The following is a 22877-nucleotide window of genomic DNA, read 5'->3' on the forward strand; positions in this document are numbered from 1 at the left end:
GGCGGATTTGGCGATCTGTCACTGTCTATGGGAGTTACTGGAGTCAACGCCATGGCCGGCTATAATGGCTTCCCCAAAACCGGCGCGGAGAACCCTATGCCAATCGAAAAGAACCAGGTGGTCCTGTTTCATTACAGCGTCAGTGATGAACAGGGCAATGTCGTCGAAACCTCCCGAGATGGTGAACCGAACGCTTACCTGCATGGTCAAGGCGGCATTATCAAAGGCCTGGAAGAAGCCTTGGAAGGCCGCGACGCTGGCGAGACTTTCAGCGTGACCGTGCCTCCCGAGAAAGGCTATGGCCCGCGCAAGCCGGACGCGGTCCAGCGCGTGCCGATCAAACATCTGCGCGGTGCCAGGCGCTGGAAGCCCGGGATGATCGCCCAGGTGCAAACCGAACAGGGCCCACGCCATGTGGTCATCGCCAAGGTCGGCCACAAGTTTGCCGATGTCGACACGAACCATCCGATGGCCGGTCGAACCCTGACGTTTGACATCGAGGTCATCGAAGTGCGCGATGCTGAGCCGGAAGAGATCTCGCACGGTCATGTGCATGGGCCAGGTGGGCATCATCACTGAGGGCATTTCGGGTCGTCGGGCTATGGGGCGACCCGGACGTGCGTCGAGTCGATGGGAGGGGTTCGCCGGGAGCGAACCCGTGTCGTTGGCTTATTCCTTTTTGAGGCTGTCCAGTCTTCTTGGCTTGGCGATGCCGTATCCCTGGGCGAAATCCACCTGAATCTCTTTCAGGGTTTCAAGGATCTCCAGGTTTTCAACGTATTCGGCGACTGTTTTCAGATCCAGGAAATGACTGAGTTCATTGATGGAGCGGACCATGGCGTAGTTGGTCAGGTTGGTTTCCATGTCACGGACGAACATTCCGTCAATCTTGACATAGTCCACCGGTAGTTTCTGAAGGTAGGCGTAAGACGACATTCCGGTCCCGAAATCATCCAAGGCGAACCGGCAATCCAGCCGTTTCAGCTCTCTCATGAAGTCGGCGGTGTAGTGCAGGTTGGAGACCGCTGAGGTTTCGGTGATCTCAAAGCAGATTTTGGGGGTCAGACTGCGGTTCTGCCGGAGAACCGATTCAAGCTTGAGCATGAAAGTGTCGTCGCTCAGTGACGACCCGGAGAGGTTAACGTTGAGGCTCTCAATCCCCGCGACGATTTGGGGATGTCTGTTCATCCAGTCCAGGACTTCGTCCACCACCCAGAGGTCGACCAGGGTACTCCGTCGGAATTTTTCCGCGGCTTCAATGTAGTTCTGGGGCGAGACTTCTTTGCCGGAGGGATCCGTCAGTCCCAGCAGGAGTTCGTAAGATTTGCCTTTTCCGTGAACGTTATCGAGGGCAATGATCGGCTGGGCCCGAAGGTACAGGCTGCGATCGCGAATGCTGCGATCGATCTCGGAAACCCATTGGGGCGTTGTCGTCTGGGAAGGGGTCGATGCGTCCCGAACCAGCTCCGTACGATTGCCGCCCAGGCGCTTGACCGCTTTCAACGAGAGGCTGGTCCGGTTCAGCAGGTCACCGGCCGAGCCGGTATCGCGGGTGACCGGGCAGACGCATGAGCTGATGGTGGCTCCGAATCGTGCCTCGTCGTGGTGGAAGGTCTGCTTTTCGAAATCCCGGCGCAGGATTTCGGCGAAATCGAGGCCTTCTTCAACGGATGTCCTGCCGAGCAGGATGGCGAATTCATTGCCACTGATTCGGCCAAGGTAGGTTTCCGATTCCCGTTTCTCGACATGCCGCTGGATCAGTTGAGCCGTTGCCTTGAGCATGGCGTCGCCGGACTGAGACCCGTAGGAGGCGTTAATGACGCTGAACTCGTCGATGTCGAGCACGACGAGGGCACCGGTAGCGTTATCCGGGGAGTCAGTGAGCACGGCGGCGAGATGTTTCTCGAAATCGTGCCGGTACATGCAGCCGGTCAGGGCGTCGTGGGTCGCCTGGAAGTTCAGCCGCTGATAGACGTTCTGAACGATATTGAAAAGCCCCTGGTCCACGAATGGCGCGTCGCCTTCGTCCACGAGCCAGGCCTCGCCGGTGGCGAGTTTGTGGACAAATTCAGTGAATTCGAAGCTGATCTCGCTCATTCCTTTAGGCGAGAGAAACACAAAGCGCAGCACATCCTCACCGCCCCAGATCATGCGAATGCGGCGCCTTTCGCCACTGCTGAGCGCCAGTTCGACCCAGTCGCCGGCTGTCAGCGCCCGGGCCCGATGAATCCAGCGGCTGGCGTCGGGCTCTTCGGGAGGTGTCTGTTGCTCGTCGTCTTCCCCATATTGCTCGATCCGCACCGTGCGCGAGCTCTGCGGGTGTTGGATCTGGTCCGTGAGCTCCGCCATGATCGACTGAAAGCGTGGGTTATTGCCAGCACTTCGCAGCTCACGGTCAATAAGGTTCAGCACCGTACCGCTTTCGAGCTCTCGCTCAAACGCCCGCTCCTCCGGTTGTCCCTCGGGTGACAACCACTCGAGGAGCAGGGTTACCACTTCCAGCAGCTCTTCGTAGTGCGGGCTTTCCGGCCCCTCTCGCAGGAGGGCGAGGACCATAAGCTGCTCCCAGCCCGACTCCAGTAAATCCAGGAGCACAGCAGGCACGTCGTTTCCGGCGAGTCGTGTATTCAGCTCGCGCTGGACGTGCCTGCGAGTCTTCCTCAGGCGTTCCTTGCCTTCGAGGGCCTTGGCAAGCCGCTCGGAGTTCCTGAGGAAGGACTGCTCCTGCCGTTCGACCAGCTTTTTGAGGGTCTGGTTTAGATCCTGAATTCGCCCCGAGTCCCTGGCTCCGGGCTGGATGAGCTCTTCGACAATCGAGGAAACGGTGGATTCCAGGGTCTTGCTGGAAATCCGGTCCGCAAAGCTAAGCTTCATCAGGTCATTAACGATTTCTCGGGCGGGGTGGTCTTTCTCGTTGATGAACTCTGGCGTATTGAGCAAGTCTTCGAAGATCGGGAGGCGGAGTTGTTCCAATTGGTTCCGCAGGGCATCGGACAGCCCGTTCTCACTTTGCAGGGGTAAAAAAAGCTGGTCGACCAGATCGGCCTTTTCCAGGGTTTGCGGATCCAGGGAGTCGTAAAAGTCGGGATCGCTCTCGGCCAGCTCATGAATGGCACGGCTGATTTCCGGATGATCGGTTCGCAGCTTTTTGAGCAGGTCGGCCCGCTTGGGTTTCAGGTTTTCGCAGAATTGAGGATTGGATCGGTGCCAGCCTTCCAGGTTGCCATCGAGGCTGTGCTGCAGGCCCATTAAACGGAAGATCGATTGTTCCGGTGTGTGTGGGGGGCTGTGAGCTTCTTCCGTAGGGGCGGCGCTGTCCCGGGAGGGTGGATACGTATCGGTGGCGGTATCGTCCGTCTGAGGTGCTTCGGACGGGGTGCTTTCTCGCAGTGACCAGTTTGATGGTAGATCGCTGTAATTCAGCGTTCTGAGCCCAGCCCGGTGGCCGTCACGGATCAACGACTGCACCGCCCGGGGCCAGACCTCGTTCAGGGCAAGTTCGAACGCGTGGTAGATGGTTTGCCGGTGTTCCCGGCTGATACCCAACCGGTCGACGGCGTATTGCAGGCAGACACACAACGATCTGGGCGACAGGGGATTATCGGGGTCCCTCACGTCCTGCCCGGAAATCCGACTGAGCAACTGGTTCAGGATAAACAGCGTATTGGCATGGCTGTCGGCCAGCCGGGCGGCGACTCGTTGCAAGCCCAGCCAGTCCTCAAAGACCTGCTGGTGAAGCAGGTGCAGCTCATTGCTTTGGTCGCTGGCGGCGCTTGCCGTCGCCAGATTGCCATTGATGGCCGAAAAGCGGGCTTCGAAATCCCGAAAGATCTGGGTCTGGCGGCTGTTGAAGATAAACCGCATGTCTTTCAGCCGGGTCATTTCGCGAAGTTCGGCGGCGTTGTCCAGGTCCTTTTCAATGCCGTCCCGGGCGTTCTCCAGAAACTCGGGAAGCAGCCTTTCCAGCAGGCGAATGCTGTGTTGCCAGTAGAGCGGCTTCAGCGGCTCGACGTCCACATGGTTGCGAGGCCATGGCGGTTGTTTCAGCGCCTGTAGTGCATCCAGCGCCGGCTGATTCGGTTGCGCTTGGAAGGTCAATGCCTGCCCGCTGTCCCAGGTGGCTCTGCCTTTGAAGTGGATACGCTGATCTTCGGCGTCTGTGAGCTGGAACAAGTGCAATTCAGCCTGATGGGCGTGGCCGTCAGAGAGATGAAGTCTTGCCGAAGGGGAGGTCAGTTGGCTGAGCGAGAGCGTGACCTGACGGTTCAGGCGGCCGACATCGGAAATCACGCAGCCGCAGGGCGGCGCTCCCGGAGCCACCAGAATGACATCCACTGTAAGCGTTTCATGTGGACCTTGAACTGAACTCATTCACCGCCTTCCTGCGCAGCAAAAAAACAGTATATGCAATATTTGAATACATATTCACTTTAATGAGGTTTTGACTGTTTCGCAAAGTTAATCGGCTGAAGTGACACTGGAAACGATGCTCCCTGAATAGTGATATTCGGTGATCCAAAGATTTAGGAAAGACCCACCTGCTCTGGCCATCCGATTCAGCTAGAATCCGGAATGAACCACCACTCCCAGTCACCCGCCTCTATGAAAATAGTGATATAAGGCTGGCTCATGCAAATCGGCGTTATCGCAGACACCCACGGCAAAATGCGCCCCGAAGCCCTGCGCGTCTTGGAAGGTTCGGACTTGATCCTTCACGCCGGTGACGTTGGGCGGGACGAGGTTCTGGATGCGCTTGAGGCGATTGCACCGCTGGTGGCGATTCGCGGCAACATCGACAAAACAGGCCGCGCCGCCGACCTGCCCGATGTGCAGGCGTTGGAATGCCTCGGCCATGCGGTCTACATGCTCCACGATGTCAAAACCCTCGATTTCGATCCGCAAGGCCGTTATCAGGTGGTGATCGCCGGCCATTCCCACAAACCCCGGAACGAGAGGGTCGATGGAGTGCTTTATTTCAATCCCGGAGGCGCGGGCCCCCGGCGTTTCACGCTGCCCATCACGGTTGGGCGATTGGAAGTGACCGAAGACGGTGTGGTCGGTGAGGTCATCGAACTGCCGGTTTGAAATGGCATCATCTGCCACGGCCGATTCGACATCGCTCAGGCCTTCGCCATAATGGGGTTAAACAATCACCGTAAAATGATTCAATGTATCGGTCGGCATAACCCGGCCGCAGGCAGGGATACCCTCGAACGTCGTATGTTGTGGCATGCGCAGATTTGTCGACAGAAGAGTATGGCTGTGTCCCGAATTGTAATCCTCGTCATCCTGCTCTGGCTTGGCATGATGCCGGCCTGGGGCGATTCCCGCATGGCGCTGTTCCTTCCCGACGATACCCCGTTCTGGAATCGCGTGGCGCTGTTTGCCCAGGCGGCCGCGGGTGATCTGGATGTCCAACTGACGGTGTTTGATGCCGATGCCGACCGGCTCAAGCTTCTGCGTCAACTCAAGCAGGTGTCGAGCACGCCGGATCGTTTCGACGCGTGGCTGTTTCCCAATTTTCTCCGGACGGCCGGCCACTTCCTGGTGCAGTGCCAACGCCTGGAAACACCCTGCATATTATTCAACAGTGGTCTGGCCGACGATCAGCTCGGAGCGCCACGTCGTCCCAATCCCCAATGGATTGCCCAACTGATTCCCGATGACACCGGTTCCAGTATGGCGATTACTCGGGAGCTGATTCAGCAGGCACGGCAGAACAACGCTGATCGCCCGATTGCGATCGCCGCAGTCAACGGATACCAGGCGGACGCCCCGGCCATCAAGCGGGAAGGGGGGCTGCGGCGGGTGGCCGAAGAAGCCGATGGCGCCAAACTCAAACAGGTGTTCTACACCGATTGGGGTGCTCGGCAAGCCTATGTCCGCACCGCTGGATTGCTGCGTCGCTATCCTGCCGTCAACGTGATCTGGTCAGCCAACTACCGCACGACGAACGGCATACTTGAGGCGCTCGATGACGCCGGACGGACGCCGGGGCGCGACGTGTTGGTGAATGGCTACGACATCAATCCCCAGGCCCTGAGCCAGGTGGCTGACGGCCGGGTGGCGGTCACGGCGGGCGGACACTACGTAGAGGGCGCCTGGGCGGTGATCCTGGCCCATGATTATCTGGCCGGAAAGGACTTCCAGGATCAGGGGCTGGTATTCCACACGCCGCTTCTGATCGTGACGCGCGACAACGTGGAGAACGTCCAGACGGTTTTGGGGCGGATCGAAAAGGAACCGGACAGCCTGTATCGGGTGGATTTCTCCCAATACTCCCGCGCCGAAAATCCGAATCTGAAGGATTATGATTTTTCCCTGCGTGAGGTGCTTCGGGACTATCAGGATGCGCCAGCTCCGGAGCGCTGAAATTGAATGCAACCGCTCTCGTTTTCTGGCGTTGAAATAAACCGCTAAATCAACCCCGACCGAATCATGTCAAACATATCCAGAATCCGGGCCACGTACTGGTCTTTGGGGCGAAAGCTGTTTTGGGTACTGAGTGACACGTCTCTTTCCAGGTGATCCAACAGCTTGTTCAGGCGCCGACGGTGCAAACCCGTCGCTGCCTGAATAGGATCGGAAATCACTCCGGATAACGCCGCAATCGCCGCCAGGGCGGCCATGACGGCGACCATGACTCCGGCTGTCGTCGTCAATGAGGGCTCCGGTGGAAACCAGCTGTAATACCACCCGCCGATCGTTTCACCCAATATGAAGTCCCTGGCCGCCATGAACTTGGCCAGCATGGAGGCGAGCACCACACCGAGTCCGATCCCACCCGGGGTAAATTTCTGGAACGCAAACGCGCCCAAAACTGTGCAGGAAATGCTGTTGGTGATGTCGGCGGATGCCGTGCGGGTGATTCGGTACTGACTGAGAGCATCGGCAAGCAGCGGCTCGATCAGCGTGGTGAAGTGTTGGCGATCAACCGGCTCACTGGCGTGGCGCGAATAGACGGTCTCCAGGGCGTCGACCAGATAATCTTCCAGCAGCAAGCCGGTCCGACCGTCGTTCAACAGATCCGTCAGGATCAGGTCCGAGATGTGCTGCTGCACCTGGGTGGTAAAACCGGCGGGGACATGATCGGCCAAGCGATACAGCCACATCGGTCTGGCGCGATGTCGAACCAGAACCTTGACGAGGCACGCCAGGGCGTAAACCGGCGCCCAGAGCAGATTGAAGGGCGCGCGCAGCATGTCCCATCCCAGCGCCTTCCGATTGGTCTCGATAGCGCCGGGGTAATGGAAGTGGCGGTCAATAAAGGCAGGGATCCGCGTCCGGCAGTCCTCGAAGTAGCGTGCAATTCCAAGCTGGATGGCCTGCTGGATCTCGCTTTCAGAGATAGTCGACTGGGACGATGTGGCTTGGGGCATAGAGTCAGGCGTATCAGCAGGTCAGGGTGTGGCTGGGGTATTAGACCGCAATGGGGCGTTTCAGGACAATTTTCCTGGGCATTGATCGTGAAAGGCGCCAGTAAGCCAAAATGGTAACGTGCCGCGATACAGGCTTGCCCGCCAAAGTTGCTACACTGATGTCAGGTGCGCCGGGAGTCTTGCGTGCACATGGATCGAAGAGAGTTTTGAGTGAGGCAAGCCTGGAGCACATTCATGTGGCGCTGTTCGGCGTTGTTACTGGCGGGGGCCGGGTTTCTGGCTACGCCGGTGGGCGTGGAGGCGCAACCCGTACCGATGGAATCACGGACGGTCACGGTAGTGACGGGCGACTGGCCTCCCTACGTGACCCAGTCGGGATTCCCGCACGGCCCAATGGCGGAAGTGATCGATCGCGTCTTCAACGACGCCGGCTATCAGGTCAAGTACGTCTTCCAGCCCTGGAAACGCAGCAAGGATCAGGTCCTTGAAGGCGATGCCGATGTCCTCATGCCGGCATACTGCTCGCCGGATCGGGCGGATGTCTATCTCTGCAGTGACACGGTCATTACTGGCAAACAGGTTCTGTTCCATCGCGTCGATACGCCCCTGGATTGGGCGTCGGTGGACGACCTGCGTGGCTATGTCATTGGCGGCACGCTCGGCTATTACTATGGCAAGGCTTTTGAAGCGGCGGAAAAACAGGGCAAGCTGCAGATCATGCGCATTGCCAGCGATGCCACCAACATGCGCCTGCTGATGAAAGGGCGTATCCAGGTATACCCCCAGGATAAGGCCGTCGGATTTGCGATGCTTCACGAGCTCTATCCGCCGGAGCGATGGGCCGAAATCACCTGCAATGAAAAGCCGCTGCACAAGCAGTCGCTGCATCTGCTGTTTACCCGGGCAACGCCCCGGGGCGCCAAGTTACAGAAGGTCTTCAATAAGGGCCTGCTGCATTTGCGACACACCGGCGAACTATCGCAGATCATGAACAACCTGACCCAGCGCAATGAAATCATGCCCGTAGGGACCAGCCAGCAAGGGGCGAGGCCGGAGGCCCAGTCTTCCGGCACCACCCTGAAAAAAGCGGGACGACCCCCTCAGCTTGCGCCAAAGGAATAAAAGGCGCCAGGTATCGCAGGGATCAGCCCCGCCGCGCCGCCTCAATTGCTGCTATGTCAATCTTTCCCATCTGCATCATGGCCTCGAACGCCCGCTTGGCGGCAGCGCGATCCGGGTCCGTGACGGCTTCTGTCAGCGCCATGGGTGTAATCTGCCAGGAGAGTCCCCATTTGTCCTTGCACCAACCACAAGCGCTCGCCTGGCCGCCGTTGCCCACGATGGCGTTCCAGTAGCGGTCGGTTTCCTCCTGATCGGCGGTGGCCACCTGGAATGAAAAAGCTTCGCTGTGCCTGAACGCAGCACCGCCATTGAGTCCGAGGCAGGGAATGCCCATCACCGTGAATTCGACGGTCAGCACGTTGCCTTCTGCGCCCGCCGGATAGTCACCCGGGGCGAGGTGTACGGCATCAACCGATGAATCGGGAAATGTCTCCGCATAGAAGCGGGCGGCCTCTTCGGCGTCGCCGTTGTACCAGAGGCAGATTGTATTCCTGGCGTGGTTCATGATGTCAGTCTCCTGTGATGGGGCTGGGTTTTATAGGTTGTCGAGCGGTGACGCCGAGGATCGACAGGGCAGAGAACATTTATTGACCTTATGCGTAAGATCGCGCGCGCATTCGGAATGTGCAGGCCGGGCCATACGGAAGGGGATTGCTCAGGACAACGGCGCTAATCCTGATGTGTCATCTGTATTGGTGGTTTGCTGCGCCGCTTGTAGGCCAGCCAATCTTCCGCGGTGATCATCAACGCCTGTTTGCCGCGGTAGGGGTACACCTCACTGGCGATTTCGGCCAGTGGATTGTCGGTGCTGTGAACATAAAAAATCAGGCAGGCTTCAGGATGTTCCGCAGCCCACGAGTCGAGTGTGGGTTCCCGGATTTCCAGGAGTGGCTTTTCCAGCCGTCCGGCGAACTGGTACTGGTCGTGGTATTTGTCCACATTGACGACCTTGATGTCCTGGTCCTGGAGTGCCTTGATCCGCTGGGCAAGGGGCTGGACATCCTGTAGCCGGAAGATGGTCACAAAATTCATCAGCAGGCCAAGGAACAGAGCACCCGATGTGATGGCGATCCAGGCCATCCGTGGTGCGGCGTCCGGTCGGGCACGCAGCAGGATGAAACCGATGGCCAGGGGGAGCAGGGCGCCCAGGCGCGGGGAGCTTGTGCAGACCTCTTCGACGCCACTCAGCTCGCACCATTCCGGTGTAAACAGCAGCGCCAGGCCAGCCAGAATTGAAATGCCTCCCAGAGATACCTGGCTCACGCGGGTGATGGGGCGGTCTGCATACCGTGCCGCGAGCCAGAGCGCGATGGCGGGCAGGGTGGGGATCAGGTAATGGACCTGCTTGCCGCTGACCAGTGAAAACGCTATCAGGGAAACGCCAAACCAGGCGACACAGAAACGCTCTCCCGGATCGCGCCAGAGTCGTCCGCGCCAGGCCTTCTCCCAGACCAGCACGCCCCACGGGAAAAGGAGTAGTGGTAGCAGCATCAAGTACCAATACCAGGGATGGGCATGGGCAAACGATTCGGCGATTCGACCTGCCGTCTGCTTCCAGATCAGTTCATGGGAGAAGGTTGGACCGCCCCGCAGGATGGCCGGATAAACCCAGGCCAGCATGATGGCGGCTCCGGTAACGACGGCCAGCGCCAGGCCGGCGTACCAGCGGCCCAGCGGCAGCCGGTTCTCCGAGCGGCGCCACCATGGCATCAGCAGCAGGACCGGCAATGTGCTCAGCAGGATCACCGGACCTTTGGTCAACAAGCCTGCGCCCAGCAGGGTCCCGCAAACTGCAAACCAGGCGATGCGTCCCGAAAGCGACGCCCTGACACCTGCGGCGATGGCGGCCAAGACAAACACGCCCAGCAACACGTCGAACATGAGCGTTGTACTGTACACCAGCCAACACATGAAGCTGGCCAGTATTAAAGGCGTATAGTCCCTGATAACCGGTCGCTCCGGCCACAGGTTGGCGGCCAGGTTCGAGACCAGTGGCAGGGAAACCAGCGCACACACTAGAGAAATCAGGCGCGGTGCATAGGCGTTGACACCCAACACGGCCCACTCCGCGTGGATCAGCCAGAACAGCAGCGGGGGCTTGTGCGTGTAAGGATCGCCATTGAGGGTGGGCAGGATAAAATCGCCTTTCTGCCACATTTCCCACGCGACAGACAGGTAACGCGTTTCATCGACGGGAAGGAGTGGGCGTAGCCAGAGGCTGGCCATACTGGCTGACAGTAACAGGCCGATCGCGACCCAATGGGACCGGCGATTCCCAAACATCGGGATGTCCTCCCTGAAGCCAAGAATCTCTTTCAGCGTAGCGCAGTTGGCGGGCAGAGGGGATCTGGATTGAGATGAATTGGCCGCTTCAAGGGCCTGGATCAAAAAAGACAGTTAAAAGGTGCCGGTCGGCGTGTATTCAGGACGGGTCAACGGCTATAAAAAAGGCAGCCGAAGCTGCCTTTTTCAGAGCGGGTGGTGGCTAGCTAATCAGACAGCAACCACGTTTTCCGCTTGCGGGCCTTTCTGGCCCTGGGTCACGGTGAACTCAACCGCTTGGCCTTCGGCCAGGGTCTTGAAACCGCCGCCCTGAATGGCGCTGTAGTGAACGAAAACGTCCGGACCTTCTTCGCGGGTAATGAAGCCAAAGCCTTTGGTTTCGTTGAAGAACTTAACGGTACCGTTAGTGGTCGACATAATAATCAATCCTGTATGCAAAAATTTAGAGTGCCTTCGGCGCATCGACAGGATGCCCGATCAGCGTTGTGCGGAAACTAAAAACGCGCGGAATCAAAAACAGGACGGTGCACGACTCACTACGACAATGTAACGTCTTATTCTGAAATGCTTTGCTCTATCGTTTCTACCCGATGCACTCTACGCCGTTGTGTCGATAATTGCCAATCTTATTTAATAGGCATTATCCCTGAGCGCCCAGGCGATGCCAGGCGCTCATCGGCAAGCCTGTCGAGGCGTGAATCTCTCGATAGCTGACTTGCGATTCAAGATCGTCACGGCAGCGCGATGGGTTATCCGGCCAGAGCCGCCCGGACCTTCTTGCTCAGATGGCCCATTTCCACGCGTCCCAGTACTTGCGGGCGCAGTTCGTTCATCACCTTGCCCATGTCGGCCATGCCCTGGGCATCGGTTGTGCTGATGGCCTGGCGGATGAGGCCGTCCAGCTCGTCCTCGGTGAGTGCGGCGGGCATGAATTCCTCAATGATGACCATTTCCGCCCGCTCCTTGTCGGCCAGTTCCGGGCGGCCGGCATCGTCGTACTGACTGGCGGCATCGCGGCGCTGCTTCAACATCTTGTCCAGCACCGTCAGCACTTCGTCATCGCCCAGCTCGCGGCGCTCATCAATCTCGATCTGTTTGACCGCAGCCTGGGCCATGCGCAGGGTCGTCAGTCGATCTTTATCCTTGTTGCGCATCGCATCCTTGACGGCGCTGGCCAGCTGTTCTTTGAGTGATGGGGCTGCCATGGCGAATCTCCTGTACGGGGTGTTGGGGTTGCTACCTTAGCGCAAAATGGCCCGGTTGGGGCGAGTGCGGTATCGAAAATCGGGAGGGCGCGAGGTACCGCCCGGGTTCGACAGCCCGGATCACCTGTTCGATACTGAATCAGCGCGTACATGACATCCGGCCATCGTCGGGAGGAGGGGAATCCGCATGTCAGGACAGGAATCGTTGGTGAGTCGAGTGACCGAAGAAGGCATCACGACGCTCACCCTGAACCACCCGCAGCGTCGCAACAGTTTATCGATGGCCATGCTTGAAGCCCTGTCGGTCGAACTGGACGCCATTGCGGGTGATGCGTCGACCCGAGTCGTCATCCTGGCCGCACAGGGGCCGACGTTTTGCGCAGGGCATGACCTGGGCGAAATCCGGGAGCAATTTGATAACCCGGATTTCCAGCTGGCCCTGTTCAACCAGTGCAGCAAAGTGATGCAGCAGATGGTGTCGTTGCCGAAGCCGGTCATTGCCCGGGTGGTGGGCGTGGCGACGGCCGCGGGTTGCCAACTGGTGGCCAGCTGTGATCTGGCGGTGGCCGCTGATACCGCGCGCTTTGCAACGCCCGGCGTCAACATCGGGCTGTTCTGTTCCACTCCGATGGTGGCGTTGTCCCGGAACGTGTCCCGCAAGCACGCGATGGAGATGCTGCTCACGGGGGAAATGATCAGCGCCGCGAGGGCCGAGGAAATCGGCCTGGTGAATCGGGCGGTCGACGAGCAGGTCCTGGACGACACGGTGCACAAAATGGCCCGGACGATTGCCGACAAATCCGGCCACACGCTGAAAATCGGAAAGGAGGCGTTCTACCGCCAGCTGGAAATGCCGTTGGCCGAGGCCTATGCGTACACCTCCACCGTGATGGCGGACAACATGCAGGCCCACGACGCTCAGGAGGGCATCTGCGCGTTTCTGGATAAGCGCAAGCCGGACTGGAAGGATCACTGATTCTTCCCCCCCTGGCTGCCGCCGGTATGAAGCATCCGGCGGCCTGAAAGGAGGTAGCCAGTGACACAGGAACGTCATTAAAAGGTCAACTGAGGGCCATCATTCGGTCATGTGAGTGTTCCAGAGTGGAGGCGTTTTTTCTGCGCCCCCTTGGAGAATGTCATGACCGGATGGATCCGATTTCGCCTGCTGTTTGCTCTCGCTCTCACCCTCATCTCCGCCAGTGTCCTGGCGACGCCCTACACCTGGAATTACCCAGCTCCCCTCAAAACGCCAGCGGCTGGTAACAGCAACGGCAAGGTGGTGATGTTTGATGTGTCCCACGGCGGCACCGAAGGCAACGCCGACTGGGTCATCAACGGTGGGTTCTCCGACTTTGCCGATGCGCTGGTGGCCGAGGGCTACACGGTGCAAGAGTATCGTGGCGTCGACAAGAATGGCGACGGCGTTATCCAGTTTGTGGATGACTACACGGCACCAGGCAGCGCCGCCACCAGCGCCAACGAGGCGGTCATTACAGCAGCCGGTATCAGCGTGGCGGACGTACTGATACTGGCCGAGAGCAATCGCCCGTTTACCCAGGCCGAGCAGTCGGCGCTGGCGGATTTCGTGGCCAGCGGAAAAGGCGTGTTTTTTATCGCTGACCACTACAACGCCGACCGCAACCTCAACACCTGGGACAGTACGGAAGTCTTCAACGGCTATAACCGCGCGACCCTGAGCCAGTTCAATATCGGCGGCGCCTATGGCGACCTGCGCAATCCAGGACAGGCCGGCGCCGGCTGGCTGGCCCAGACCTTCGGTCTGCGTTTTCGCTTCAATGCCATCGACTGGCTCTCCGGCGTCAGCGGCATCGTTGGCAGCGGTCAGGGGGAGGGGATTACCCAGGGCGTTGATCCGATCCTGATGGCCGGTGGCTCCACGCTGGCGATCACTGATCCGTCCCGGGCCAAGGGGCTGGTTTATTTCTCCAATGCAGACAGCCCGGCCCGCTGGAGCCATGCGGTGGATTCCGGTGTTTATTTTGGCGGCCGGGATGAAGGGCCTTATGTGGCCATTTCCAAAGCTGGCGCCGGTAAGGCGGCTTTCATCGGGGATTCCAGTCCCATCGAGGACGACTCGCCGCTCTATCTGCGACAGGACTCCGGTTCCACCAAGTCCACCTATCCCGGCTGGACCGACGCCGGTAATGCCGCCGTCCTCGCCGTCAATCTGGTGAACTGGCTCGCCCAGCCGGAAAGCTATACCCACTTCGACAGCAGCGCCCACCCTGCCGGTGACGCCACACCCAACCCCATGGCCAGCGAGGAGCAGAGCGATCCGGACGGCGGCCAGCCCTGGAGCACGCCTTCCGGCGGCTATAACCCATGGGATGCCGCCTCCTTCGCCGACGGTGCCTACGGGGCGGCCAATCCGGCCGGAGGCGGCAGCACCACGCCGGGCGGAGACGCCATCAGCGTCAGTGCCGCACTGGCCCAGCCCAATGGCACGGACGTGACCGTCACCGGCACCATCACTCAGGCGATCAACGGAGAGTACGCACTGGAGATCGCCGATCCGCAGGACGCGTCCGCCACCCTCTACGTCAAGCTGGACAGCCAGTACCGGGACACCTTCAGTCCCCAGAACGATCCGTCGCTGGTGGGCCAGACCCTGCAGGTCTCCGGAACGCGGGACGACTATATGTCCGAGCCCAGCGTGGAATACGTCACGGACATGCAGCTGGTGAGCAGCGGTGGTGGTTCGACCGCCGACTGCGGATCCGCCGATGCGGTGTCGGTCAGTACCGCCTACGCCAGCTCAATCGGCACGCCCCTGACTGTGATCGGCACCGTGGTGCAGGGCATCAACGACCCTTACGCCCTGGAACTGGCTGACCTGGACGGTTCCACATCGATCTACGTCAAGCTGGAAGCCGACCAACGCGCCTACTACAGCCCGGCCAATAACCCGGGAGTGATTGGTCAGGTGCTGGAAGTGGACGGCCAGCGCGACGAGTACATGAGCACGCCCAGCGTGGAATCGGTCACCCAACTGACGTTGCCCAGCGGGTGCCCTTGAGCGCCGATCGTGAGTAGGCCTCTCTCAACCCTGAAACCAGCATAACCAGCATAAGAAGGAACTTGAATGCGTCACTTTGTCCGAATCCTGCCCCTCTGCGTGATGGCCGGCGCCGCTTTGCTGAGCGGGTGCAATTCCGATGATGACAGTACGGCCAGCGAGGCCACCGTCGACCTGCGGTTGATGGAGACGACGGATATCCATTCCAACGTGATGGACTACAACTACTACAGCGACGTGCCGGATCCCCAGATCGGACTGGTCCGCACGGCCAGCCTGATCCGTCAGGCCAGGGCCGAGCTGAGCGAGCCCGGCAACTACGTGCTCGTGGATAACGGCGACCTGATCCAGGGGAGCCCGATGGGCGACTGGCGTCAGGCCGCGGGGCTGGCGCCGGGCGAAGTGCATCCGGTCTACAAGGCGATGAACCTGCTGGACTACACCGTCGCCAACTACGGCAACCATGAGTTCAACTACGGTCTCGACTACCTGGCCGAGAGCGTCAACGACGCCGACTTTCCCTACATCAGCGCCAATATCTTCAAGGACGATGGCGATGACAATCCGGACAACGACGAGCCGTATTTCAGCCCCTACAAGCTGGTCGATAAAACGGTCCAGGATCGCGACGGCAATGTGCATGAGCTGACGATCGGCTTCATCGGTTTCGTGCCGCCCCAGATCATGCAGTGGGACAAGTCCAACCTGCAGGGTCACGTCATCACCAAGGACATCAAGGCCATGGCGGAGCGCTATGTACCGCAGATGAAGGCCGAAGGCGCCGACGTGGTGGTGGCGATCGCCCATTCCGGCATCAGCACCAAGCCCTATGATCCCGCCGCCAAGACTGAGAACAGCAGCTGGTACCTGGCGGACGTGCCGGGCATCGATGTGATCATGATGGGTCACAGCCACCTGGTGTTCCCGTCCGACACCTTTGCGGACACCCCGGACGTGGATGTCGACAAGGGCACCATCAAGGGCGTGCCCGCCGTCATGCCGGGTTATTGGGGCGACCATCTGGGCGTCATCGACCTGACCCTGGACTACAGTGCGGCCGACGATGCCTGGACGATCACCGACAGTCAGGTGGCGGCACGTCCGGTGATGGTGGATGGCCAATCGGTGGTGGAAGCGGACAGCACGATCACCGCCGCGGTCGCGAGTGACCATCAGGCGACTCTGGATTACATGAGCACGCCGATCGGTTCCTCGACGGACGATATGTTCAGCTTCCTGGCGCTGGTGAAGGACGATCCCTCGATCCAGATTGTCAGCGACGCCCAGAAGGCCTATGTCGAGGATCTGATTCAGGGGGACGTCAACCTGCAGGACCTGCCGGTGCTGTCGGCGGCGGCACCTTTCAAGGCCTGTGACCGCAACGGCGATTGCAGCGACGAAGGCAGCTTTACCACCGTGCCCGCTGGCGAGCTGACCCTGCGCAACGCGGCGGACCTGTACCTTTACCCCAACACCCTGGTGGCGGTGAAGGTCACCGGTGACGAGTTGAGGGGCTGGCTGGAATGTTCGGCCTCCCAGTTCTACCAGATTGACACCGGCAGCAGCGCCCCCCAGGAACTGGTCAATTACACCGGCTTTCCCACGTACAACTTCGACGTGATCGACGGCGTGACCTACGAGATCGACGTGACCCAACCACCCCGGGACGACCGCGACTGCAACGTCATCAACGACGGCGCCCATCGCATCCAGAACCTGCAATACCAGGGTGCGGCGGTAACGTCGGATCAGGAATTCATTGTCGCCACCAACAACTACCGTGCCAACGGCGGGGTCTTCCCCGGCACGGGCAGCGACCACATCGTCATCAATTCGCCCGATGCCAACCGCACCATCCTGGCGAACTACATTCGCAACAACAGCCCGGTGACGCCGACGGCCGACGGCAACTGGTCGTTCGCCACCATCAGCAGCGGAACGTCGGTCAAGCCGGTCTTCCGGGTGCCCAATACCAACCGGGCCCTGAACTTTGTGGCGGATAAGGCTCCGAACGCGACTTTCCTGGAGGTTAACGCCAACAACGAGCGCGTCTACGAACTGAACCTGCAGTGAGCGGGCCATGACACGACTCTGACGTTACTTGGAAATCCCGGTTGGTGTGGTGGACACCGGGATTTTCGCCCGTGAGGTATCGGCACGAACATTCGCCCGAACCGCCGCGCTGATCGGCGTCGAACCGGCATTGAGTTCCAGAATCTGCCGGCTGATCCGGGGTTCGTGGATCAGCTCTGCCAGCGTGCGGGCGACGTCTTCGCGGGCAATCTGGTGGTGATGCTCCGCCGGACCGAGGGAGACGGTGCCTGAGCCCGGTTCATCGGTTAGCAGGGATGGTCGCAGGATCACCCAGTCCAGATCGCTCCGGCTGAGTATCACATCCGCACTTTTCTTGATGGCGAAGTAGTACTCCACGTCGTCGCCCAGTGCCCGTTCCCGCCAGGATTCAGGTAGCACAGATACCGAAAGGAAGCGGTCGACGCCGGCCATGCGGGTCGCCTTGATGGCCTTCTCGATGCCGTCGCCGTCAATCGCCTTCGTGGTTTCCCGGCTGCCACCGTTCGAACCCGCGCTGAAGACAATCGCGTCCATATTGTCGAAGGCTGCTGCGAGTTCGTTCACCGTCATAATCGACAGGTCGCGCACGGTGGTGCTCAATCCTTCTTTTTCCAGTTCGGCCTGCTGCTCCCGCTGGCGGACCAGCCCATGGACGCTATCTCCACGTTCTTGAAGCTGACGCGAAAGCAGACGGCCGACGCCGCCGTTCATACCGATGATAAAGACGTTCATTTGAATACCTCCTGTTCCGTTTGCGATGGGTGCTGACGATGGCGGCCCGGACGAAGTGAGCTGTGCCTGGCCTTGCCGGGCCGCCAACGCGTCAGGCTGCGGCCGGAATGCGGGCGATGACCTTGATCTCGAAATCAAAGCCGGCCAGCCAGTTCACGCCGACCGCCGTCCAATTGGTGTAGGGCGGTTCGCCGAACACTCGCTGCCGGACGGTGTCGATGGCGTTCCACTGTGCTTCCGGGTCGGTGTGGAACGTGGTGACGTCGACGATGTCGTCGAAGGTGCATCCGGCGGCCTTTAGAACGGCGGCCAGATTGTCGAAGGCGAGTTGAACCTGCTTTTCGAAGTCAGGCTCGGGCGAGCCGTCCTCATGGCTGCCGACCTGGCCGGAGACAAACAGCAGGTCCCCCGAACGAATGGCTGCGGAGTAGCGGTTGATGTCGTAGAGGGCCTGTCGGCCTGCGGGAAAGATAGCGTCTCGTTGAGTCATGGTTTCAGTTCCGATGAAAGAGGATGTTTTGGAAGACCGTTTGGCCTTTCACTGCCTCGAGACCAACATTAAGATACGAGGCGTATGTCAGTATAATCTTACATACGCGTCGTATGTCAATTGGCATACGACGCGTATGTTGCCGAGAGAGGAACACGAATGGCCGCAAAAAAACGCGCACAGATGGTCGAGGAAACCCGGGCCAAGCTGATTCAGGCGGCCCGCAAGGCATTCGCAGCGAAGGGTTACGCGGCATCCTCCATGGATGACCTGACCGCCGCAGCCGGCCTCACGCGGGGCGCGCTCTACCACAACTTCGGCGACAAGAAGGGGTTGCTGCAGGCGGTGATCGATCAGATGGACTCGGAGATGCTGGTGCGTATGCGCGCGGCACGTGAGCAAGCGGACGGCGCCTGGCGGGGCTTCATGGAGGAGAGCATCGCTTATATGGAAATGGCCCTGGAGCCGGAGATCCAGCGGATCATGCTGCTGGATGGGCCCGCGGTGCTGGGGGACCCGTCACAATGGCCGAACCAGAACGCCTGCCTGCAGACCACCATGGAGACGATCCAGGCGCTCATTGATGAGGGCACGGTGCGACCAGTGGATGCCGAAGCAGCGGCCCGTCTGCTCAACGGCGCTGCTCTCAATGCCGCGCTGTGGATTGCCGCGGCCGATGATTCACGAGCCGTGTTTGAAAAGGTGGTGGATGCTTTCCGCTCCCTTGCGGAGGGACTGCTGCGCAAACCCTCGCACGCTGGCGATTGAGTCCGAGCGCCCCTTGACCCACGCTCAATCACGCATAGGGTTAATAGAGGCATCCCTTTTTGGTTTCCAAGTATCGACTCACAGGACAAGCGAAAGGAGTACGCGATGGGCAACAAGATTCCGGTGGATTCGCCGCTGGTCATCCTCCACGGTGACGAGATGGCCCAGGTGGCTTTCGAGGCACTCCTGAAAACGTTCGTGACGTCGAGGCTGGACATCAAGCTCAAGGAAATCGACCTCTCCGCCGAGAATCGCCTGGCCACCAACGGCCGGGCGGTGACCGAGGCCATCGAGGCGATCAAGGAATACGGCGTTGGCATCAAGAACGCGGGGATTACCGTCAACCGCAGCCAACTGGAAGAACTCCTCAAAAAATACCCGGACGTTGACGGCGACGCCCTGGATCCGCTGGCGACCAAGTCCCCCAACGGCGCCATCCGCAAGGGCATCGGCGGCAACATCACCCGGGAGGACATCCAGTTCCGCAATCTCCGCGTGCGTCGTCCTGAATGGATCGATCGCGACATCGAAGTGATGACCATGGACAACGGCGGCATCAAGGACAGTTTCAACGAACTTGCCCGCGCCACCGGCATCATCAAGCTGATGTTCGTGGGCAGCAGCGGCGACCCGGAGGAACTGCATCGCCGGGAGATCAACAAGGGCGATCCACTGTTGCTGGCCACCAACGACATGGCCGATATCCGGGATTGGGCCCGCCAGTTTTTCCAGCATGCCATCGACGACAAGCGGGACATTTACCTGGGTCTCAAAGACACGGTGATCCCGGGCTATGACGGGGCCATGCGTTCTGCGATTGAGGATGTCTATAAAAACGAGTATCAGGACAAGGTGGAGGCCATCGGTCTGGAGTTCCACTACGAGCTGATCGACGCCCAGGCGGCCCGGATCGTTTCGAACCCGCCGGATCGGGCGCTGTGGGGCGTGCCGGACAACACCACGGGGCGCAAGCTGTTCAAGTTGGTGAATCAGCTCAAACGCTACGGCATCCCGGACCGTCACGTTCACGTGTCGATTTCGCGCATGAGTGCCGGCGGCGGTGACCAGTACGGCAGCTTCAATGCACCGGCCCGGGAAGACGGCATCGTCAAGGTGGTGGTGGACGGTGAAGAGCGGCACGCCCGGCACGTCAGGAAGGGCGATCCCATGCTGCTGATGTCCAATGACCGCGAAGCCATCAAGGACTGGGTCAGCCAGGTATTCCGGGATGCCTCACGTAAAGATAAGGAGGTCTACTTCGGCCTGAAGCGGGAATACATGGAGTACGACGAAGTCTTCAGCGAGGTCATCACCGAGGTCCGCCGGGAGCTGGCCAAAGAGGACACGCCGCCGCCGTCCTTCATGATCATGCGGCCGTCCCGCCAGTTGATCAAGATGATCACCGACCCGCCCCGGAACGCGCTCTATCCGTCACAGAACCTGGACGGGGACATTTTCTCCGATATCTCCGCGGCCCTGGGCGGCAGCCTGGCCACAGCCAGCTCGATCATCGAGAGCAAGGACGGCGCGATGCTGTTCGAAGCGCCGCACGGCACCGCCCATGACCTGTACATCAAGTATCAGGAGAGCGGCGGTAAAGAGGCCCATTTCAACCCGTCGGCCCTGATCTACGCGCTGGGCAACGCCCTGGAAACACTGGGTGAACGGGACGGCAACCGGGAACTGGCCGATTACGCCGGCCGACTCAAACAGGCCTTGAAAGACACCGTGGCCGATGGCGTCATCACCGCTGATTTGAAAGGTAAGATCACCAACCCGGAATCGGAAAAGGTGGTGGATCTGTATGGGTTCATTGAGGCGCTGCAGGAGCGGCTTTAACGTGAACTGGGAGAGCGTTAAACGTTCCTCGATTGCCAGACTGGCGGGTGTCGAATGGCCGCCCGCTGATTCGACTAGACCGTGCCTCTCAGCGAAAAGGCACTCGTGAACTCAATCAGGAGAACCACCATGTCTGGCAATACCATCCGTTTACACCGCGTTCTGCGCGGCAGTCCTGACCGCGTCTATCGTGCCTTTATCGATCCGGACGCCTTGGTGAAATGGATTCCGCCCCACGGGTTTTCGGGCCACATCGACGCGATGGACGCGCGCGAGGGCGGCGGCTACCACATGTCATTCACCAACTTCACGACCGGGACGAAACATTCGTTCAGCGTGCGTTTCCTGGAGCTCAAACCGGGGGAACTGATCCGTCATACCGATCAGTTCGATGATCCCAACCTGCCAGGGGAAATGCAGGTCACCATTCAGCTGAAGCCGGTCTTGTGCGGCACTGAACTGACTATCGTGCAGGAGGGTGTTCCCGAGGCCATACCGGTAGAGTTCTGCTACCAGGGCTGGCAGGAATCACTGCATCTGCTGGCGTTGCTGGTTGACCCCGAAATACCCGACCAGGGCTGATCGGGCGTTTTGAAAACGGGGGTAGGACAGGGAGAAGGGGCTCGGCGGATGCCGGCGCCCCCATGATGGATCACCCCTCTTTCTGGGCGGCCAGACTGCTCCGGATCAACGGCTTGATGCTGGACCCCTGCACGATGATGGAGAAGATCACCACGATGTAGGTGATCAGCAACAGCAAGGTGTGCAGGTCAACGCCGTTGAAGAAGATTTTACCCGCCGGGATGGACGCCGCCATCGCCAGCGCCAGGCCACCGCGCAACCCGCCCCAGGTGAGGATCAGCACGGAATGCTTGTCGTAGCTCCGGAACCGCCGGAACGCCAGGTACGGCAGACTGATGCTAATGAAACGGGCCAGCAGCACGGTCGGAATGGCCAGCAGGCCCAGGACGATCTGCTGCCAGGTTACCGGCAGCGTCACCACCAGCAGGCCGATCAGCAGGAACAGGAAGGCGTTGAGAACGCCATCCACCGCGTGCCAGAAGTTGCGGATGTTGCGAATGCTGCTCAGGCGGGCCATCGATGCGGCTTTGGCGCGCGTAACGTTACCGACGAAGATCCCCGCCACCACCATCGCCAGGGCGCCGGAAACCCCCATCATGTTGGCCAGGGCAAACCCGGCTGTCGGGATGCAGAAGGTCAGCAGCAGGCGGATGTTGCCATCCTGGCTCTTGATCAGCAGGAAATGGCCCACAATGGCCAGCAACATACCGAATGCGATGCCGCCCAGGGCGTCCGTCAGGAACAGATCTGCGACATTGCCAAATGTGGGCTCCGCCGTGGTGAAGGCCACCGCAAAAATCGTGGTGAAGACCACCAGGCCGACGCCGTCATTGAACAGGGATTCCCCTTCGACCTGAATCGAAATGGACGGCGGCGCTTTCATCTGCTTGATGATGGCCAGTACGGCGATTGGGTCGGTCGGGCTGATCAGGGCGCCGAAAAGCAGGCAGTAGACCAGCGGGACGTCCCAGCCCATCATGTCCATGATCCAGGAGATGAAGTAGCCCACCAGGAACGTCGACGCCAGGGTGCCAAACAGGACCAGGATCGTGATTTCCCAGCGATGCCGGCGCATGCTGCGCAGGTCGATTTCCAGCGCCCCCGCAAACAGCAATGGCCCCAGCATCCCATCCAGCAGCAGCGATTTGAAATCGATGGTGCCGAGCATTCTGGACACCGCCACGGCGGTCTGGTTGCCGAGGACTTTAACCGCCAGGATCAGCAGCAGCGAAATGACCACCGCCCCGGAGGTAATGGCGATGGTCGTCTGCATGTTCAGGAAGAACTGATTGGCGAAGGCGACCAGCACGGCGGTCGCGGAAAGGAAACACAGCAGATACCACGTATCCATTGATTCTCCCGGATAA

General features: G+C 59.9%; 19 protein-coding genes. 10 read left to right on the forward strand and 9 right to left on the reverse strand.

Annotation, left to right across the window (positions count from 1 at the left end):
* The first annotated feature begins 96 nt into the window (after window positions 1–96).
* Window positions 97–579 (forward strand): FKBP-type peptidyl-prolyl cis-trans isomerase, encoded by a 483-nt coding sequence (locus tag J3364_RS14610; RefSeq protein WP_349559155.1) that lies wholly within the window; start codon window positions 97–99, stop codon window positions 577–579.
* Window positions 580–669: 90 nt separating this feature from the next.
* On the opposite strand, the gene J3364_RS14615 is transcribed toward J3364_RS14610, so the two are convergent.
* Window positions 670–4371 carry a DUF1631 family protein gene (locus J3364_RS14615; RefSeq protein ID WP_349559052.1) on the reverse strand — a complete coding sequence of 1234 codons (3702 nt, stop codon included), beginning with the start codon at window positions 4369–4371 and terminating at the stop codon, window positions 670–672.
* Window positions 4372–4629: 258 nt separating this feature from the next.
* Between J3364_RS14615 and J3364_RS14620 the strand changes: the two genes are divergently transcribed.
* The gene (locus J3364_RS14620; protein WP_349559053.1) at window positions 4630–5085 is read left to right on the forward strand and encodes a metallophosphoesterase family protein; all 456 of its coding nucleotides are present in this window, start codon (window positions 4630–4632) and stop codon (window positions 5083–5085) included.
* A gap of 177 nt (window positions 5086–5262) precedes the next feature.
* Window positions 5263–6372, forward strand: coding sequence for an ABC transporter substrate-binding protein (locus J3364_RS14625; protein WP_349559054.1), 1110 nt, complete (start codon window positions 5263–5265; stop codon window positions 6370–6372).
* Window positions 6373–6416: 44 nt separating this feature from the next.
* Here J3364_RS14625 and J3364_RS14630 read toward each other — a convergent pair whose 3' ends face one another.
* Entirely contained in the window at window positions 6417–7379 is a 963-nt protein-coding gene (locus J3364_RS14630; protein WP_349559055.1) for a DUF6635 family protein, read from the reverse strand.
* Between the two features lie 234 nt (window positions 7380–7613).
* Between J3364_RS14630 and J3364_RS14635 the strand changes: the two genes are divergently transcribed.
* The gene (locus J3364_RS14635) at window positions 7614–8501 is read left to right on the forward strand and encodes a substrate-binding periplasmic protein (protein WP_349559056.1); all 888 of its coding nucleotides are present in this window, start codon (window positions 7614–7616) and stop codon (window positions 8499–8501) included.
* A gap of 22 nt (window positions 8502–8523) precedes the next feature.
* Here J3364_RS14635 and J3364_RS14640 read toward each other — a convergent pair whose 3' ends face one another.
* The 4 genes from J3364_RS14640 to J3364_RS14655 all read right to left on the reverse strand — a co-directional run bounded on the left by J3364_RS14640 (window position 8524) and on the right by J3364_RS14655 (window position 11989).
* Window positions 8524–9006 carry a VOC family protein gene (locus J3364_RS14640; RefSeq protein ID WP_223808060.1) on the reverse strand — a complete coding sequence of 161 codons (483 nt, stop codon included), beginning with the start codon at window positions 9004–9006 and terminating at the stop codon, window positions 8524–8526.
* Between the two features lie 164 nt (window positions 9007–9170).
* Complete coding sequence (locus J3364_RS14645; protein ID WP_349559057.1) at window positions 9171–10784, reverse strand: ArnT family glycosyltransferase; 1614 nt, start codon at window positions 10782–10784, stop codon at window positions 9171–9173.
* Between the two features lie 210 nt (window positions 10785–10994).
* Window positions 10995–11201 (reverse strand): cold-shock protein, encoded by a 207-nt coding sequence (locus J3364_RS14650; protein WP_349559058.1) that lies wholly within the window; start codon window positions 11199–11201, stop codon window positions 10995–10997.
* A 332-nt stretch (window positions 11202–11533) separates the two neighbouring features.
* Window positions 11534–11989, reverse strand: coding sequence for a GatB/YqeY domain-containing protein (locus J3364_RS14655; protein WP_349559059.1), 456 nt, complete (start codon window positions 11987–11989; stop codon window positions 11534–11536).
* Between the two features lie 187 nt (window positions 11990–12176).
* Between J3364_RS14655 and J3364_RS14660 the strand changes: the two genes are divergently transcribed.
* The 3 genes from J3364_RS14660 (at window position 12177) to J3364_RS14670 (ending at window position 17099) form a co-directional block, all read left to right on the forward strand.
* A complete protein-coding gene (locus J3364_RS14660; RefSeq protein WP_349559060.1) occupies window positions 12177–12965 on the forward strand; it encodes an enoyl-CoA hydratase in 789 nt (262 codons plus the stop codon).
* 162 nt (window positions 12966–13127) lie between these two features.
* Window positions 13128–15026, forward strand: coding sequence for a DUF6359 domain-containing protein (locus J3364_RS14665; protein ID WP_349559061.1), 1899 nt, complete (start codon window positions 13128–13130; stop codon window positions 15024–15026).
* Between the two features lie 66 nt (window positions 15027–15092).
* Window positions 15093–17099, forward strand: a complete 2007-nt coding sequence (locus J3364_RS14670) for a bifunctional 2',3'-cyclic-nucleotide 2'-phosphodiesterase/3'-nucleotidase (protein WP_349559062.1) — start codon at window positions 15093–15095, stop codon at window positions 17097–17099.
* A 24-nt stretch (window positions 17100–17123) separates the two neighbouring features.
* On the opposite strand, the gene J3364_RS14675 is transcribed toward J3364_RS14670, so the two are convergent.
* Both J3364_RS14675 and J3364_RS14680 read right to left on the reverse strand, forming a co-directional pair.
* On the reverse strand, window positions 17124–17831 hold the full coding sequence (locus J3364_RS14675; RefSeq protein WP_349559063.1) for an SDR family oxidoreductase: 708 nt from the start codon (window positions 17829–17831) through the stop codon (window positions 17124–17126).
* A gap of 91 nt (window positions 17832–17922) precedes the next feature.
* On the reverse strand, window positions 17923–18321 hold the full coding sequence (locus tag J3364_RS14680) for a RidA family protein (protein WP_123636662.1): 399 nt from the start codon (window positions 18319–18321) through the stop codon (window positions 17923–17925).
* A gap of 159 nt (window positions 18322–18480) precedes the next feature.
* Here J3364_RS14680 and J3364_RS14685 point away from each other — a divergent pair, with 159 nt between their 5' ends.
* The 3 genes from J3364_RS14685 to J3364_RS14695 all read left to right on the forward strand — a co-directional run bounded on the left by J3364_RS14685 (window position 18481) and on the right by J3364_RS14695 (window position 21510).
* Complete coding sequence (locus J3364_RS14685) at window positions 18481–19089, forward strand: TetR/AcrR family transcriptional regulator (protein WP_349559064.1); 609 nt, start codon at window positions 18481–18483, stop codon at window positions 19087–19089.
* 105 nt (window positions 19090–19194) lie between these two features.
* The gene (locus tag J3364_RS14690) at window positions 19195–20928 is read left to right on the forward strand and encodes an isocitrate/isopropylmalate family dehydrogenase (protein ID WP_349559065.1); all 1734 of its coding nucleotides are present in this window, start codon (window positions 19195–19197) and stop codon (window positions 20926–20928) included.
* Between the two features lie 129 nt (window positions 20929–21057).
* The gene (locus J3364_RS14695; protein WP_349559066.1) at window positions 21058–21510 is read left to right on the forward strand and encodes an SRPBCC family protein; all 453 of its coding nucleotides are present in this window, start codon (window positions 21058–21060) and stop codon (window positions 21508–21510) included.
* Window positions 21511–21580: 70 nt separating this feature from the next.
* On the opposite strand, the gene J3364_RS14700 is transcribed toward J3364_RS14695, so the two are convergent.
* On the reverse strand, window positions 21581–22861 hold the full coding sequence (locus tag J3364_RS14700) for a cation:proton antiporter (protein WP_123636666.1): 1281 nt from the start codon (window positions 22859–22861) through the stop codon (window positions 21581–21583).
* Window positions 22862–22877: the final 16 nt, after the last annotated feature.

Source organism: Marinobacter sp. NFXS9 (assembly GCF_040148665.1).
Lineage (GTDB): Bacteria > Pseudomonadota > Gammaproteobacteria > Pseudomonadales > Oleiphilaceae > Marinobacter_A > Marinobacter_A mangrovi.

Bases quoted from the DNA above. Each gene is read 5' to 3' on its own strand.
- J3364_RS14610 (WP_349559155.1), top strand. From the start codon at position 97: ATGCCAATCGAAAAGAACCAGGTGGTCCTGTTTCATTACAGCGTCAGT.
- J3364_RS14615 (WP_349559052.1), bottom strand. From the start codon at position 4,371: ATGAGTTCAGTTCAAGGTCCACATGAAACGCTTACAGTGGATGTCATT.
- J3364_RS14620 (WP_349559053.1), top strand. From the start codon at position 4,630: ATGCAAATCGGCGTTATCGCAGACACCCACGGCAAAATGCGCCCCGAA.
- J3364_RS14630 (WP_349559055.1), bottom strand. From the start codon at position 7,379: ATGCCCCAAGCCACATCGTCCCAGTCGACTATCTCTGAAAGCGAGATC.
- J3364_RS14635 (WP_349559056.1), top strand. From the start codon at position 7,614: ATGTGGCGCTGTTCGGCGTTGTTACTGGCGGGGGCCGGGTTTCTGGCT.
- J3364_RS14640 (WP_223808060.1), bottom strand. From the start codon at position 9,006: ATGAACCACGCCAGGAATACAATCTGCCTCTGGTACAACGGCGACGCC.
- J3364_RS14645 (WP_349559057.1), bottom strand. From the start codon at position 10,784: ATGTTTGGGAATCGCCGGTCCCATTGGGTCGCGATCGGCCTGTTACTG.
- J3364_RS14650 (WP_349559058.1), bottom strand. From the start codon at position 11,201: ATGTCGACCACTAACGGTACCGTTAAGTTCTTCAACGAAACCAAAGGC.
- J3364_RS14655 (WP_349559059.1), bottom strand. From the start codon at position 11,989: ATGGCAGCCCCATCACTCAAAGAACAGCTGGCCAGCGCCGTCAAGGAT.
- J3364_RS14660 (WP_349559060.1), top strand. From the start codon at position 12,177: ATGTCAGGACAGGAATCGTTGGTGAGTCGAGTGACCGAAGAAGGCATC.
- J3364_RS14665 (WP_349559061.1), top strand. From the start codon at position 13,128: ATGACCGGATGGATCCGATTTCGCCTGCTGTTTGCTCTCGCTCTCACC.
- J3364_RS14670 (WP_349559062.1), top strand. From the start codon at position 15,093: ATGCGTCACTTTGTCCGAATCCTGCCCCTCTGCGTGATGGCCGGCGCC.
- J3364_RS14675 (WP_349559063.1), bottom strand. From the start codon at position 17,831: ATGAACGTCTTTATCATCGGTATGAACGGCGGCGTCGGCCGTCTGCTT.
- J3364_RS14680 (WP_123636662.1), bottom strand. From the start codon at position 18,321: ATGACTCAACGAGACGCTATCTTTCCCGCAGGCCGACAGGCCCTCTAC.
- J3364_RS14685 (WP_349559064.1), top strand. From the start codon at position 18,481: ATGGCCGCAAAAAAACGCGCACAGATGGTCGAGGAAACCCGGGCCAAG.
- J3364_RS14690 (WP_349559065.1), top strand. From the start codon at position 19,195: ATGGGCAACAAGATTCCGGTGGATTCGCCGCTGGTCATCCTCCACGGT.
- J3364_RS14695 (WP_349559066.1), top strand. From the start codon at position 21,058: ATGTCTGGCAATACCATCCGTTTACACCGCGTTCTGCGCGGCAGTCCT.
- J3364_RS14700 (WP_123636666.1), bottom strand. From the start codon at position 22,861: ATGGATACGTGGTATCTGCTGTGTTTCCTTTCCGCGACCGCCGTGCTG.